We start from the raw sequence: 12,438 nt of genomic DNA on the forward strand, positions 1-12,438 counted from the left end.
TACGCCTTCAAGACGCTCATCGGCCCTTGGCTCGTACTGCCAGCCGTGGTGCTGGAAACAATGAACTTCGCCCAGAGGGGCATGCCCTGGCGAGGCGAAGCACTGTGGACCGTGGACTGGTTCGCCATCGTCCTGTTCATCCTCGGTCCGCTGCTCGCCGGCGCCACGGCGGTCGACGCCGCTCGGCTGTCCAGGCCCGGAAACATTCACCTCGTCCTGGCGACCAAGCAGCCTCACCGGCCGTACCTGCGTGCTGCGGCATGGTCGGCCGGCCCCGTTCTCGCGGTGCACCTGCTGACCATCGCAACCGGCCTCATCACCAGTGGCGTGCACGGACCTGTCCCGTGGCCCGGTGTCATTTCGGCTGCCCTCATACAGTGCGCGGCGATCTGCTGGTACGCCGCCCTCGGATCGGCCGTCGGCCGCTTCGCCAGCCCGCTGGTCGCCGGTGCTGTGGCCGCCGTCGGAGCCTTCACACTGATCTACCTGCTTGGCGAAGGCGGCAGCACTGGCTTCAATCTCCTGGCCCTGGGCGGCGCCACCGTCTCCCGACTCGGGTACGACTACACCCCCGGATACCTCGCCGCCCAGCTCGCACTCTTCGCCATCACCAGCGTGCTGCTGCTCTGGCTGCCACTGCGCCAGCGCTCCGGACTTCGTCTACCCACGTCCGCCGGCGCCGTGTGTGCCGCCCTGGCCGTCGTATTGGTCACGGCCAGCCCCTACGTGCTGCCCGCAGACCGCCTCACCCCTGCCACGGCAGCGCCGACCGACTGCTCGGGTACCGCACCCAAGATCTGCTTGTACCCCGAACACCAGCGGTTCAAGAACCAGGTCGTTCAACACGTGCAAACCCTCACCGAGGCCGCGAGCGCGGCCGGGTACACGTCTGTCGTGCCGGATCGCTTTGACGAACTGAGCCGCACCTATCGCATCAGCGACCCCACCGTCGCCGGGATGGAGATCCCCGCCGACGCCTACCCCACCGGCCAGATTCGGATCGAGGACGTGGCCTCCGCCCTGGTCCGGCCCCTGCACTGCGACCTCATGTACGAAGAGCCGGGCCCGGGTCCCGCGTACTGGCAGGAGGAGTTCTCCCTCTACGCCACGCTGCTGCACACAGCCGGCATCAAGGTCAACCCCAACGAATTCCCCACACCCCCCAAGATCCTCTCACCCCAGAACGTCGAGAAGATCATGAACAGCCACCGGTCATGCAGCCTGGAGAGCGCATGACCGGCGCGGCCCGCACCCTACGGGCCTGGGCAGGGGTACATGCCACACGCCCCGCCCTGACCCTCCTCGCGGTCACCGCGGCGCTCTCCCTGCTGTGCGCCCGCGCCATGATCGACAGCGTCGGATTCATTCTCTTCGAAACCCCCGTTTCCCTCCTCCTGCTCCTCCCGGTCCTTGCCGGAATCGCCGCCGGTATCGGCTCCGACAACACCGCCCGCGTCCCGCTCCCCGAGCCCGCACGCCTCACACCCGCCCGAATCGCCTGGCTCCTCACGCTCACCGGCCTCGCCTGCCTGTCGGTGAGCGTCGCACAGATGGCCGGCCCAGACCTCCCCTGGCAGCCCACCGTGCGCAACGTACTGCTGCACGCAGCACTCGCCATCACAGCCGCCAGACTCTTCGGCCCCACCCTCGCCTGGCTTCCCCCGGTCTCCTTGACCTTGATCTGCATGCTCTTCGGATATCCCCCCTCCGAACCCGGCTACTACAGGTGGGCCATGATCATGGAAGAGGCCGTGACGACCAGCCAATGGGCCGTCACCGCAACCGCCTTCCTTGTGGCATGCGTCTTCTACACCGCCGCGCCCAAGCTCACCGGCCACATCGGGCGATTCTCTCGCCCAGCCACTCCAACACGCGGGATGCCGATTCAGCAGAAGCACCCGCTCCCGTAGGCAGGACGAGAGGAGCACTATGCAGCAGGTATGGACGATCGCCGCCGCGCTGATCCTGGTCAATGTCGTCGGCTTCGGCTTCGCGTTGCTCTTTCGAAAGATCAGTAGAATCCGCAGCCGACGCCGAGGGTGACTCCTTCCTTCCGGCCCATGCGGTCCCACCGCTCAGGGGAGACCCGGAGCCTTCGCCGTGAGCCTCGCATCGGTGACCGCGAGGCCCTCGACGTCTCACAGGCAGAAAGCAAAGATCACTGACGGATGCTCTGTGACAACAAGTCCGCCTTTGTGACATCTACCGTGCTTCGGCTCACCGTGCCTCCGCGTTCCTGTCTCGCGCAGGCATCCACGGCCCGGCACGGGGCAGAACTCCCCCGGACGGATCGCCCCGGTCCTCGGCGCCCTCACCGCCCTCGTCCCCGCCGGCCCGCCGGCCGACCGCCGCGCCGAGGTCTGCATCCGCGCGGGCGTCCTGCCGGCCGTCGGCATCGACCTGCGGGCGCTGAGCAAGCTGGTGCTCCGCGTACGCGGCGAGGCCCGACCTGGCGTCGGACACGGCCCGGTCAGGCGCCGCCGCCTCCTCGTCCGGCGTCCGGCCGAGGAGGCGGGCGCGGCCCCGCGGTGACGGTGCCCGGCGGCACCCTTCCACAGAGCCGAGGACAGGGGGACTACGCCCGCCCCGCCGCAGCCGCCCTCGCGGGCCGCTTGCCGCCACCGGGGCCCGCGTCACCCGCGCCGGCGCCGGTCGACCGGTAGCCGGTGACGCGCTTGCCGGCCGGGCCGCCGCCGCGGGACGACAACCAGTCCACGCGGACCCACAGGAGGTGCCCGTCGGCGTCTTCACGGCGGCCGAGCCGGCCCGCCTTGAGCCACAGGCCGCTGCCGGCGCCGGCCAGGAGCATCCCGCCCGCCGCCGGGACGGCGAACGACGACGCGCACGCCGCGACGAAGGCGAGCAGCAGCCACCAGCGATGTCCGCGCCGCCAGTTCCGCAGGGTCACGGCGCGGTCCTGGAGCACATCGTGCCTGCCCGCCCGCACCGCTCCGCGCGCCATTTCCGTGTACCGCCCCCGCCGCAGCGTCGCGACCACCACCGCCGCCACGAGGAACAACGCCGCCCCGCCGAGCATCCCGATCCGCCGTCCGGTCACCCCCGAGGGCACCAGACCGGCGCCCGCCGCGACCACTCCGAGCCACCACAACGGCGCCGCCCCGGCCCGCACCACGACGGCCACCCGAGCCAGACCCTGTCCTCCGCGCGCCACTCTCCCGCCTCCCGTGTCCCAGGTTCGGTTTCCCTGTCGTACGCAAGTCGCCAGGCACGCTAACCGGCGAAGGTGAAACCCGCCTGAGAAAACGCGCCTCGGAAAGCGGGATACCACGTGCCGCGCCGGAACCCAAGAGGTGCTGGTGCCGCCGCGCCTCAGGGCAATACACCTAGTCCACGAACAGCCCCCGGGCGGCGGCCCTGGCGTCGAACTCCTCCAGCCGGGCCTGTGCCTCGGGCAGGTCGTCGCACATGGCCTCCAGCAGCACCCGCCCGAGCAGCATCGGCGCGCAGGCGGTGTCGAAGGCCAGGCCGGTCCCGACGGCGGCGGGGAGCAGCAGGTCGGAGACCTTGGCGACGGGCGCGAAGGCGGAGTCGGCGACCGTGACCACCGTCAGCCCGGCCTCCTTGGCGTACGCGAGGATGTCGACGACCTCGCGGGGGTGCCGGGGCAGCGCGAAGCACAGCAGCGCGGTCGCCCCGGCCCGTACCGCCGCGTCGATCCGGTCGTGGAGCATGCTGCCGCCCTCGTGCAGCAGCCGTACGTCGGGGTGGACCTTCCCGGCGAAGTACGAGAAGCCGTACGCCTGGGCGGCGGCGGCCCGCAGCCCGAGGACCGGCAGCGGCCTGGACGCGGCGAGCAGCCGGCCGGCCCGCGCCACCGGGGAGGGGTCGGCGAGCACCTCGGCCAGATGCCGCAGGTTCTCGATCTCGGCCTCGACGGCCTGCTGGTACTCGTTGAGGGCGGTGGCCGGGGCCGGTTCGGCGGGCGCGACCTCGCGCAGATGCCGGCGCAGCGCCGGGTAGCCGTCGAAGCCGAGCGCCACCGCGAACCGGGTCACCGACGGCTGGCTCACCCCGGCGAGTTCCGCCAGTTCCACGCTCGACAGGAACGGCACGTCCGCGGCCCGCCGCACCATGCTGTGCGCGATCCGCCGCTGGGTGGGCGTCAGCCGGTGCCCTTCGAACAGCGTCTGGAGGCGCGCTGCGGGCCTGTCCGCACCGCCCTCGGCCCCCGTGCCGCCGGTGTTCCGCTCGGCGCTCATGACGCGCTCCCCCTCTGCGTTCCTGCCTGCATCTGCGTCCGGGCGTGCGCCGGGGCGTCCGTCCGGATCCCGCCGGTTCCGGTGCCCGCGTGACGGGTGGCCACAGCGCACCACCCAGCCTATTCAGACACCGAGAACTCTGCATGACCCTATGCAGCCGCGGCAAGGAGCATCTCGTTCCGGAGCGGACGCCGGGCGCTCCCGGCGGGGGCCCGCGGGTGGCTCCCCGTGGAACCGGGGGATGCCCCGTGGAACCGGGGGATGCCCCGTGGAACCGGGGGGTTAGCCCCAGTGCCGGGCGGGTCGCGGATGCCTACCGTGAGCGGCATGACCGGAATGGATGCGCGTGACGCGCAGCTCGGGGACGCCGAGCTGAAGAAGGAACTCGCCGCCACCCTGCACGCGCGCGGGGAGCTGGGCGAGGACTACGAGTCCGCGCTCGTGGAGTCGTTCCTGGAGAAGGTGGACCAGCGCATAGACGGCGCGGTCGACCGCCGGGTCCGGCGCCATGTCGCGGAGCAGCAGCTGGTGGTGGCGCGCGGCTCCCGTTCCCCCAGGTCCACCGACTCCTGGGGCGAGCGCTACGGCTTCGGCGTGGTCTCCCTCGTCGTCGCGATCCCGCTCTCCGGTATCGGCGGCGGCGTGGCCGACCTCCGCGGCCTCTTCGTCACCTGGGCGGGCATCGTCGGTGTCAACCTGGCCTGGGCGCTGCGCACGTCCCCGCGCCTCGGCAGGAGGAAGGCCGACGGGTCCGGTGAGGCGGACTGGCGGGAGTAGAGCGGGCGGGGCGGGAGAGATATGCGCGGGGACCGCCGCACCCCCGTGTGACGGGGGGCGGGACGACGGCGGTCCCCGCGGGGACGCGGGCCGGGTCAGGCCGGGCCACGCGTCCGTGGCGTCCATGGAGGTCCGGGAGCCGCTCCGGAGGTCCTTGGCGCCGTTTCGGTGCCGACCGGGGCGGGGAGCCGCTCCCGCCCTGCCGACACCCACTAATGTGCCGAACCCGTGTTAAGCGGGTGCTGCGCGGACGTGACGCGCTCGTACCACTTCTGCGAAGTCGAACGCGTTACCCGCCCAAATCTTCGAGCCCGGGGCCCTCTTGGAGCGTTTTCTCCCGCTCCGCTCCGTTGGGGCTACTGCTTGCCGCCGTCCTTGGCGAGGAACGAGAGCAGGTCCTGCCGGCTGACGACCCCGGTCGGCTTGCCCTCGACCAGCACGATCGCCGCGTCGGCCCGGCCGAGCACCGACATCAGGTCGCCGACCGGCTCACCGGAACCGACCTGCGGCAGCGGCGCCGACATGTGCTTCTCCAGCGGGTCGTCGAGCGAGGCCCGCTGGGTGAACAGCGCGTCGAGCAGCTCCCGTTCGACGACGGACCCGACGACCTCGGCGGCCATGACGTCCGGGTGGCCGGCGCCGGGCTTCACGATCGGCATCTGGGAGACGCCGTACTCGCGCAGCACCTCGATCGCCTGACCGACCGTCTCGTCCGGGTGCATGTGGACGAGCGAGGGGATGGAGCCGCCCTCCTTGTGGGTGAGGACGTCGGCGACGCGGGCGCTCGGCCCCTCGTCCTCCAGGAAGCCGTAGTCGGCCATCCACTCGTCGTTGAAGATCTTGCTGAGGTAGCCGCGCCCGCTGTCCGGGAGCAGCACGACGACGACGTCGTCCGGCCCGAGCCGCTCGGCGACCCGGAGCGCGGCGACGACCGCCATGCCGCAGGAGCCGCCCACGAGGAGCCCCTCCTCCTTGGCCAGCCGGCGGGTCATCTGGAAGGAGTCCTTGTCGGAGACGGCGACGATCTCGTCGGCGACGGTCCGGTCGTACGCGGTGGGCCAGAAGTCCTCGCCGACGCCCTCGACCAGGTACGGCCGCCCGGACCCGCCGGAGTACACGGACCCCTCGGGGTCGGCGCCGACGACCTGGACCCGGCCCCCGCTCACCTCCTTGAGGTAGCGCCCGGTGCCGGAGATGGTCCCGCCGGTGCCGACGCCCGCCACGAAGTGGGTGATCCGCCCCTCCGTCTGCTCCCACAGCTCAGGGCCGGTCGAGTGGTAGTGGGACTCCGGGTTGTTGGGGTTGGAGTACTGGTCCGGCTTCCAGGCGCCGGGCGTCTCGCGCACCAGCCGGTCGGAGACGTTGTAGTACGAGTCGGGGTGCTCCGGGGCCACGGCCGTGGGGCAGACGACGACCTCGGCGCCGTACGCCCGCAGCACGTTGATCTTGTCGGTGCTCACCTTGTCGGGGCACACGAAGATGCACTTGTACCCCTTCTGCTGCGCGACGATCGCGAGCCCGACGCCCGTGTTGCCGCTGGTGGGCTCGACGATCGTGCCGCCGGGCTTCAGCTCCCCGCTCTTCTCCGCCGCCTCGATCATGCGCAGGGCGATGCGGTCCTTCACGGAACCGCCGGGATTGAAGTACTCAACCTTGGCCAGGACTGTCGCCTGAATGCCCTCGGTCACGCTGTTGAGCCTCACGAGCGGGGTGTTGCCGACGAGGCTGATCATCGAGTCGTGGAATTGCACCGTTGTCTCCGGAGCCGCAAAAGTGATGGTCGTGATGTCCCGCCAGCCTAAGCCCCGCCCCTCCTGATCCCCTCACTGTTCACTCGCCGCGTGGATTGGCCGAGGGCCGCTACGGGGCAATGAGTGGGTGTACGGCTACGAGGAGGTGGCGGCGACGCATGTCGAGCATGTCCAGAGCGAGGGTGGCCCGGCGCATCGCGGCGGGCGCTGCGTACGGCGGCGGTGGTATCGGACTGGTCGGTGCGGCGGCCGCCGGTCTGCTGCTGGCCGAGGTACGGATGGCCAAGCGGGTCGTGGGCAACGGCAACAGCCCGCGACCGCCGAGCGCGGAGGGCCTCTACGGCCGCTCCTACGGCAGTCGGCACGGCCGCCCGTTCGGTCCGCCGGCCTCACTGCACGGTTGGTACGAAGCCTCCGACGTCCCCCCGCTCCGCCTGGTCATGCTCGGCGACTCCACCGCCGCGGGCCAGGGCGTCCACCGGGCCCGGCAGACGCCGGGCGCCCTTCTCGCCTCGGGGCTCGCGGCGGTGGCCGAGCATCCCGTGGAGCTGCGGAACGTCGCTCTGCCGGGCGCCCAGTCGGACGACCTGGACCGCCAGGTCGCGCTGGTCCTGGAGGACGCGGCCCGGGTCCCCGACATCTGCGTGATCATGATCGGCGCGAACGACGTGACCCGCCGCATGCCCCCGACCCGCTCGGTGCGGCACCTGTCGGCCGCCGTACGCCGGCTGCGCACGGCCGGCGCGGAGGTCGTCGTCGGCACCTGCCCCGATCTCGGCACGATCGAGCCCGTGCAGCAGCCGCTGCGCTGGCTCGCCAGACGGGCGTCACGGCAGCTCGCGGCCGCCCAGACGATCGGCGTCGTCGAACAGGGCGGCCGCACGGTGTCGCTGGGCGACATGCTGGGCCCCGAGTTCGAGGCGAACCCCCGCGAGCTGTTCGGCCCCGACAACTACCACCCCTCCGCGGAGGGCTACGCGACGGCCGCGATGGCCATACTCCCCACCGTGTGCGCGGCGCTCAACCTGTGGCCCGCGGAGGAGGAGCGCCCCGACGCCTCCCGCCGCGAGGGCTTCCTGCCGGTCGCCCGGGCCGCCGCCGAGGCCGCGTCCGAGGCGGGCACGGAGGTGACCGCGGCGATGCCGACGGGGCCGCGCGGGCCGTGGGCCCTGCTGAAGCGGCGCCGGCGGCGGAGGGTGCCGGCGACGGACCCGGCCCCGACGTCGGCGGCCGAGCCGTCCGCGTAGGGCCGGACGCCCGGCGACTCGGGGGTGCGGGTGGGTGGGGCCCGGTCGTGCCACGCGGCGGCGCCGCACGGTGTCCGCGCCCCGTGCTTCTCAGGATGAAGGGGGCCGCAGGCCCTCCCTCCAGGGGTGCGGGGAACTGCGCGAGGAACCACGCAACCATCCGCACCCGCCAGAACCACCCGCAGCCCCGAGCCCCAAGCCGCCCACCCGAAAAAGCAAGCGCTTAGAAAAGTGCGGCCGGAGTCACACCTCGATGCCCGTGACCTCGACCATACGTACGGGTAACTTCCCCCACAGCCCTGCCCTACCCGGGGGCACCGTATGTACGCCAATGGAGCCGTGATGCCCGAAGCCGTGATCGTCTCAGCCGCCCGCTCCCCCATCGGCCGCGCCTTCAAGGGCTCGCTCAAGGACCTGCGCCCCGACGACCTGACCGCCACCATCATCAAGGCGGCCCTGGACAAGATCCCGGCGCTGGACCCCAAGGACATCGACGACCTGATGCTCGGCTGCGGCCTCCCCGGCGGCGAGCAGGGCCACAACCTGGGCCGGATCGTCGCCGTGCAGATGGCCATGGACCACCTGCCGGGCTGCACCATCACCCGTTACTGCTCCTCCTCGCTGCAGACCTCCCGCATGGCCCTGCACGCCATCAAGGCGGGCGAGGGCGACGTCTTCATCTCGGCCGGCGTCGAGATGGTGTCCCGCAGCGTGAAGGGCACCAGCGACGGCATGCCCGACACCCACAACCCCCTCTTCGCCGAGGCTGAGGCCCGCACGGAGGCCGTGTCGAAGTCGGTCGGCGCCTCGTGGCACGACCCGCGCGAGGACGGCGTGCTCCCCGACCCGTACATCTCGATGGGCCAGACCGCCGAGAACCTGGCCCGCTCCTGGGGTGTGACCCGCCAGGAGATGGACGAGTTCGGCGTGCGTTCGCAGAACCTCGCCGAGGAAGCCATCGAGAAGGGCTTCTGGGAGCGCGAGATCACCCCCGTCACGCTCCCGGACGGCACCGTGGTCAGCAAGGACGACGGCCCCCGCGCCGGCGTCACCCTGGAGGCCGTACAGGGCCTGAAGCCGGTCTTCCGCGAGGACGGCCTGGTCACCGCGGGCAACTGCTGCCCGCTCAACGACGGCGCCGCCGCCCTCGTGATCATGTCGGACACCAAGGCCCGCGAGCTCGGCCTCACCCCGCTCGCCCGGATCGTCTCGACGGGCGTCTCCGGCCTGTCCCCCGAGATCATGGGCTACGGCCCGGTGGAGGCGTCGAAGCAGGCCCTCTCCCGCGCCGGCCTGACCATCGGCGACATCGACCTCGTCGAGATCAACGAGGCCTTCGCCGCCCAGGTGATCCCCTCGTACCGCGACCTGGACATCCCGCTGGAGAAGCTGAACGTCAACGGCGGCGCCATCGCCGTCGGCCACCCCTTCGGCATGACCGGCGCCCGCATCACCGGCACGCTGATCAACTCCCTCCAGTTCCACGACAAGCAGTTCGGCCTGGAGACGATGTGCGTCGGCGGCGGCCAGGGCATGGCGATGGTCATCGAGCGCCTGAGCTGACGGCTCCGCCGTAGCCGCGCGGGAACCGACGTGATGCTGTGGCCCGGAGTCCCGGAACCCCCGGGGCTCCGGGCCGTTTTGTGATCCAATCTCCCCCAGGATGTGACCTATCTCCCGCCGGAGAGCGATTTACGCAGGTCAGAGCCATTTCACCACGAAACACGAACGTAAAATCTCGTCCGTTTCGTGACGTTACGCACTGACAGCTGGTTAGTCCGCCCTTCAAGCTGATGTAGGAAGTCGGGGGTCGACTTTGAACCGGGAGTACGTCAGTGAGCGCCATGCCGATCGCCTTGCTGCTCACCACGGCCGCCACCGCCGCCGTGGGCGTCGCCGTCCTGCGCAGCCTCGCCGGGCTGCGCCGTCAGGTCGCCGCTCTGCGGAACGAGCTGGCCGAGAGCCGTGTCGCCGGTGCGCGGGCCGTCGTGCCCGCCGCCCGTCCGGCCTCCGACACGGAGGAGATACGCGCGGCCGTGGCCGAGGCGCTGGCCGAGGAGCGGGAGCGTGAGCTGGCCGAGGCGCGGGCTTTCTGGGCCGCCCAGGAGGCCCGTGACGCCTCCGACGCGCCCTCCCTGCTGGGTCTGCCCGACAGTGAGCTGTTCCTGCCCCGGCAGTCCGATTTCGCGGGCCTGGAGCACCTCGAACCGGTGACCGAGCCGAGCCTGGAGGGCGACGAGCTCGCCGGGGAGTCGGCGGAGCTGGCCGCGGCCCGCCGCCGCCACCCCTCGCACCCCGACTTCGTGCCGGTGCAGTCCCCGGTCACCAACGACCACGAGCGCACGGTCGCCTGCCTGGAGGACCTGGCCGCCTCCCGCACCGAGCTGACCGACGTCCGCCCGGGCCCCCTCGGCACCCTCGACGTCTACGTCTTCGCCGACGGCACCACCCTGTGCATGACCCCCGGCCACCGCGAGACCGCCGAGCGCCTCGCCAGGGCCCTCCAGGCCGGTGACACCCCGGTCCTCCTGGGCGGCTCGGGCGTCTCGGGCGCCTACAGCCTCACGTTCGAGTGCGGCGACGACATGGTCTACATCCTGGCGGACAGGGTCATCGCGTCCCTGTAGGCCGCCGTCGAAGGACCCGGGCGGCCGGCAGGACCCTGGCGGCCGGCGAGGTAAGCGGCGGGATCACACACCCGCCCTCTTCTGGGCCTCCTCCACCAGCGTCACCGCCTCCGCGAGCCCGGCCTCGTCGGTCAGGACGAGTGCGAGATCGTTCCCGGCCACCATCACCTGATCCGCCGCGGCGAACATTCCCGCGTCCGGCATCTGCCGGGGCTCCTCGTCCGGCGCCTCCAGACGCTGGGCACGCAGTGCCAATTCCCTGGCCAGACCCAGTGCCTCCGCCGCGGCGCCCCGTTGCAGCCGGCTCTGCGGCGCGGCCCGCAACCGGTCGGCGAAATGGTCCACGGCACGGGTCAACGGCGTCGTATCAAGCACGCCGCGAGCGTACGCGCACGAGCCGGACTGTTGCCAACACGCCGCCACTCAGGCAACGTGACCTGAAGGACCGGCTTACATTTCCTTTCGTCCGGAGGCGCCGATGTCCCAAGTCTTCTCCGAGGAGACCCATCGCAATCTGCTCGCCCGCATCCCCCATTGCACCGGTCGTGAAGTCTCCGACTGGCTGCGCAAAGTCGATGAAGGCCCCGCTCTCTTCAACTTCGAGGAGAAGGTCAGCTGGCTCCGGCACGAGTACGACCTCGCGTACGGCCACGCCAAAGCGATCGTCCATGAGTACGACCTGAGGAGGGCCGCGAGGAAGCTCCGCTGAGGGCGCCGATTCACCACGAAGGGCCCCCGAACCGTGAGGTTCGGGGGCCCTTCGCCCGGCTGCGGGCGGGCTCGGAGCCCGCCCCCCGCTAGTCGTCGCCGCTGAAGATGGCGACCAGGCGGAGCATCTCGATGTAGATCCACACGAGGGTCATGGTCAGGCCGAACGCGGCCAGCCAGGACTCCTCACGCGGGGCGCCGTAGGCGATGCCGTCCTGGATCTGCTTGAAGTCGAGCGTCAGGAAGAACGCGCCGAGCAGGATCGCCAGGATGCCGACGATCGCGCCGAGCGGACCCATGCTGCGCAGACCGCCGTCGGGGGCGACACCGAAGACGACCAGCAGCAGGTTGACCGCCATCACGAGGAGGAAGGCGATCGCGATGGTCAGACCGATACGGGCGTACCGGGCGGTGACACGGATCCAGCCGGCCTTGTAGACCAGGAGAGTGGCGCCGGAGACGGCCATGGTGCCGAGCACCGCCTGGAAGGGCGCGCCGTCCCACTGGGCGTTGAACATCTCGCTGATCACACCGAGGAACACGCCCTCGAACGCGGCGTACGCCAGGATCAGCGCGGGCGAGGCCTTGCGCTTGAAGGACTGCACCATCGCCAGGACGAACGCGATCAGCGCGGCACCGACGGCCAGGCCGTAGCTGGTGGGCGTGACCGGCAGAAGGGCCCAGGCGAGGACGGCGCCGACGATCACCGTGCCGAGGGTCAGGCCCGTGCGCATGACGACGTCGTCCATCGTCATACGGCCGGCGGTGACCGGGGCCTGCGGCGGGGCGCCGTGCTGCAGGTCCTGCTGGGCGTACGGGTTCGTCGCGTACGGGTTGGCGCCCTGCTGGGCGTAGGGGTTGCCCTGGGTGCCGACAGCTGCTCCCCCGGCCTGCGGCGCGGTGTTGAAGCCCGCGTAGCCGTTGTCGCGGCTGAACCCCCGTCGCGAGAAGACCGGGTTGCTGCTCCTCATTTCACTCCTCCATGGCCACCCTGCGTGGCCTTGGCTCAAGAGTAATAGGTAGGCAAAGGGATTGACTCTAGTGCTCAGGGAGGATCTTTCCCCTGCCGTGTCATCGAACACGCTACGCGTCTCCTTGATTCCCCGCC

At 71.2% G+C, this 12,438-nt stretch carries 13 protein-coding genes; 7 read left to right on the forward strand and 6 right to left on the reverse strand.

Translation table 11 applies throughout. The features are described from left to right. Nucleotides 1-60 precede the first annotated feature (60 nt). Both AC067N_RS31860 and AC067N_RS31865 read left to right on the forward strand, forming a co-directional pair. Complete coding sequence (locus AC067N_RS31860) at nucleotides 61-1,236, forward strand: hypothetical protein (RefSeq protein ID WP_478682376.1); 1,176 nt, start codon at nucleotides 61-63, stop codon at nucleotides 1,234-1,236. Beyond that, nucleotides 1,233-1,910: a hypothetical protein gene (locus AC067N_RS31865; RefSeq protein ID WP_478682377.1), complete on the forward strand. Its 678-nt coding sequence runs from the start codon at nucleotides 1,233-1,235 to the stop codon at nucleotides 1,908-1,910. The genes AC067N_RS31860 and AC067N_RS31865 overlap by 4 nt, the downstream gene beginning before the upstream one ends. Before the next feature lie 307 nt (nucleotides 1,911-2,217). Here AC067N_RS31865 and AC067N_RS31870 read toward each other — a convergent pair whose 3' ends face one another. The 3 genes from AC067N_RS31870 to AC067N_RS31880 all read right to left on the reverse strand — a co-directional run bounded on the left by AC067N_RS31870 (nucleotide 2,218) and on the right by AC067N_RS31880 (nucleotide 4,220). Next, nucleotides 2,218-2,463: a hypothetical protein gene (locus AC067N_RS31870; protein ID WP_478682378.1), complete on the reverse strand. Its 246-nt coding sequence runs from the start codon at nucleotides 2,461-2,463 to the stop codon at nucleotides 2,218-2,220. Between the two features lie 112 nt (nucleotides 2,464-2,575). Further along, on the reverse strand, nucleotides 2,576-3,172 hold the full coding sequence (locus tag AC067N_RS31875; protein ID WP_478682379.1) for a hypothetical protein: 597 nt from the start codon (nucleotides 3,170-3,172) through the stop codon (nucleotides 2,576-2,578). Between the two features lie 172 nt (nucleotides 3,173-3,344). Further along, entirely contained in the window at nucleotides 3,345-4,220 is an 876-nt protein-coding gene (locus AC067N_RS31880; RefSeq protein ID WP_478682380.1) for a MurR/RpiR family transcriptional regulator, read from the reverse strand. Nucleotides 4,221-4,547: 327 nt separating this feature from the next. On the opposite strand from AC067N_RS31880, the gene AC067N_RS31885 reads away from it, so the two are divergent. Beyond that, on the forward strand, nucleotides 4,548-4,997 hold the full coding sequence (locus AC067N_RS31885) for a hypothetical protein (RefSeq protein ID WP_478682381.1): 450 nt from the start codon (nucleotides 4,548-4,550) through the stop codon (nucleotides 4,995-4,997). A 356-nt stretch (nucleotides 4,998-5,353) separates the two neighbouring features. Here AC067N_RS31885 and AC067N_RS31890 read toward each other — a convergent pair whose 3' ends face one another. Further along, on the reverse strand, nucleotides 5,354-6,748 hold the full coding sequence (locus AC067N_RS31890) for a cystathionine beta-synthase (protein ID WP_478682382.1): 1,395 nt from the start codon (nucleotides 6,746-6,748) through the stop codon (nucleotides 5,354-5,356). A gap of 158 nt (nucleotides 6,749-6,906) precedes the next feature. On the opposite strand from AC067N_RS31890, the gene AC067N_RS31895 reads away from it, so the two are divergent. The 3 genes from AC067N_RS31895 to AC067N_RS31905 all read left to right on the forward strand — a co-directional run bounded on the left by AC067N_RS31895 (nucleotide 6,907) and on the right by AC067N_RS31905 (nucleotide 10,622). After that, nucleotides 6,907-7,995 (forward strand): SGNH/GDSL hydrolase family protein, encoded by a 1,089-nt coding sequence (locus AC067N_RS31895; protein ID WP_478682383.1) that lies wholly within the window; start codon nucleotides 6,907-6,909, stop codon nucleotides 7,993-7,995. Between the two features lie 342 nt (nucleotides 7,996-8,337). Beyond that, nucleotides 8,338-9,558, forward strand: coding sequence for an acetyl-CoA C-acetyltransferase (locus tag AC067N_RS31900; RefSeq protein WP_478682384.1), 1,221 nt, complete (start codon nucleotides 8,338-8,340; stop codon nucleotides 9,556-9,558). A 281-nt stretch (nucleotides 9,559-9,839) separates the two neighbouring features. Continuing rightward, the gene (locus AC067N_RS31905; RefSeq protein ID WP_478682449.1) at nucleotides 9,840-10,622 is read left to right on the forward strand and encodes a hypothetical protein; all 783 of its coding nucleotides are present in this window, start codon (nucleotides 9,840-9,842) and stop codon (nucleotides 10,620-10,622) included. A gap of 63 nt (nucleotides 10,623-10,685) precedes the next feature. On the opposite strand, the gene AC067N_RS31910 is transcribed toward AC067N_RS31905, so the two are convergent. Beyond that, complete coding sequence (locus AC067N_RS31910) at nucleotides 10,686-10,997, reverse strand: hypothetical protein (protein WP_478682385.1); 312 nt, start codon at nucleotides 10,995-10,997, stop codon at nucleotides 10,686-10,688. 103 nt (nucleotides 10,998-11,100) lie between these two features. Here AC067N_RS31910 and AC067N_RS31915 point away from each other — a divergent pair, with 103 nt between their 5' ends. After that, on the forward strand, nucleotides 11,101-11,331 hold the full coding sequence (locus tag AC067N_RS31915) for a DUF4287 domain-containing protein (RefSeq protein WP_009338122.1): 231 nt from the start codon (nucleotides 11,101-11,103) through the stop codon (nucleotides 11,329-11,331). An 88-nt stretch (nucleotides 11,332-11,419) separates the two neighbouring features. On the opposite strand, the gene AC067N_RS31920 is transcribed toward AC067N_RS31915, so the two are convergent. Next, a complete protein-coding gene (locus AC067N_RS31920) occupies nucleotides 11,420-12,301 on the reverse strand; it encodes a Bax inhibitor-1/YccA family protein (RefSeq protein WP_478682386.1) in 882 nt (293 codons plus the stop codon). Nucleotides 12,302-12,438: the final 137 nt, after the last annotated feature.

The sequence above is a fragment of the Streptomyces sp. NPDC042364 genome, from assembly GCF_056437585.1.

Bases quoted from the DNA above. Each gene is read 5' to 3' on its own strand.
- AC067N_RS31865 (WP_478682377.1), top strand. From the start codon at position 1,233: ATGACCGGCGCGGCCCGCACCCTACGGGCCTGGGCAGGGGTACATGCC.
- AC067N_RS31915 (WP_009338122.1), top strand. From the start codon at position 11,101: ATGTCCCAAGTCTTCTCCGAGGAGACCCATCGCAATCTGCTCGCCCGC.
- AC067N_RS31895 (WP_478682383.1), top strand. From the start codon at position 6,907: ATGTCGAGCATGTCCAGAGCGAGGGTGGCCCGGCGCATCGCGGCGGGC.
- AC067N_RS31900 (WP_478682384.1), top strand. From the start codon at position 8,338: ATGCCCGAAGCCGTGATCGTCTCAGCCGCCCGCTCCCCCATCGGCCGC.
- AC067N_RS31920 (WP_478682386.1), bottom strand. From the start codon at position 12,301: ATGAGGAGCAGCAACCCGGTCTTCTCGCGACGGGGGTTCAGCCGCGAC.
- AC067N_RS31880 (WP_478682380.1), bottom strand. From the start codon at position 4,220: ATGAGCGCCGAGCGGAACACCGGCGGCACGGGGGCCGAGGGCGGTGCG.
- AC067N_RS31860 (WP_478682376.1), top strand. From the start codon at position 61: ATGAACTTCGCCCAGAGGGGCATGCCCTGGCGAGGCGAAGCACTGTGG.
- AC067N_RS31885 (WP_478682381.1), top strand. From the start codon at position 4,548: ATGACCGGAATGGATGCGCGTGACGCGCAGCTCGGGGACGCCGAGCTG.
- AC067N_RS31905 (WP_478682449.1), top strand. From the start codon at position 9,840: ATGCCGATCGCCTTGCTGCTCACCACGGCCGCCACCGCCGCCGTGGGC.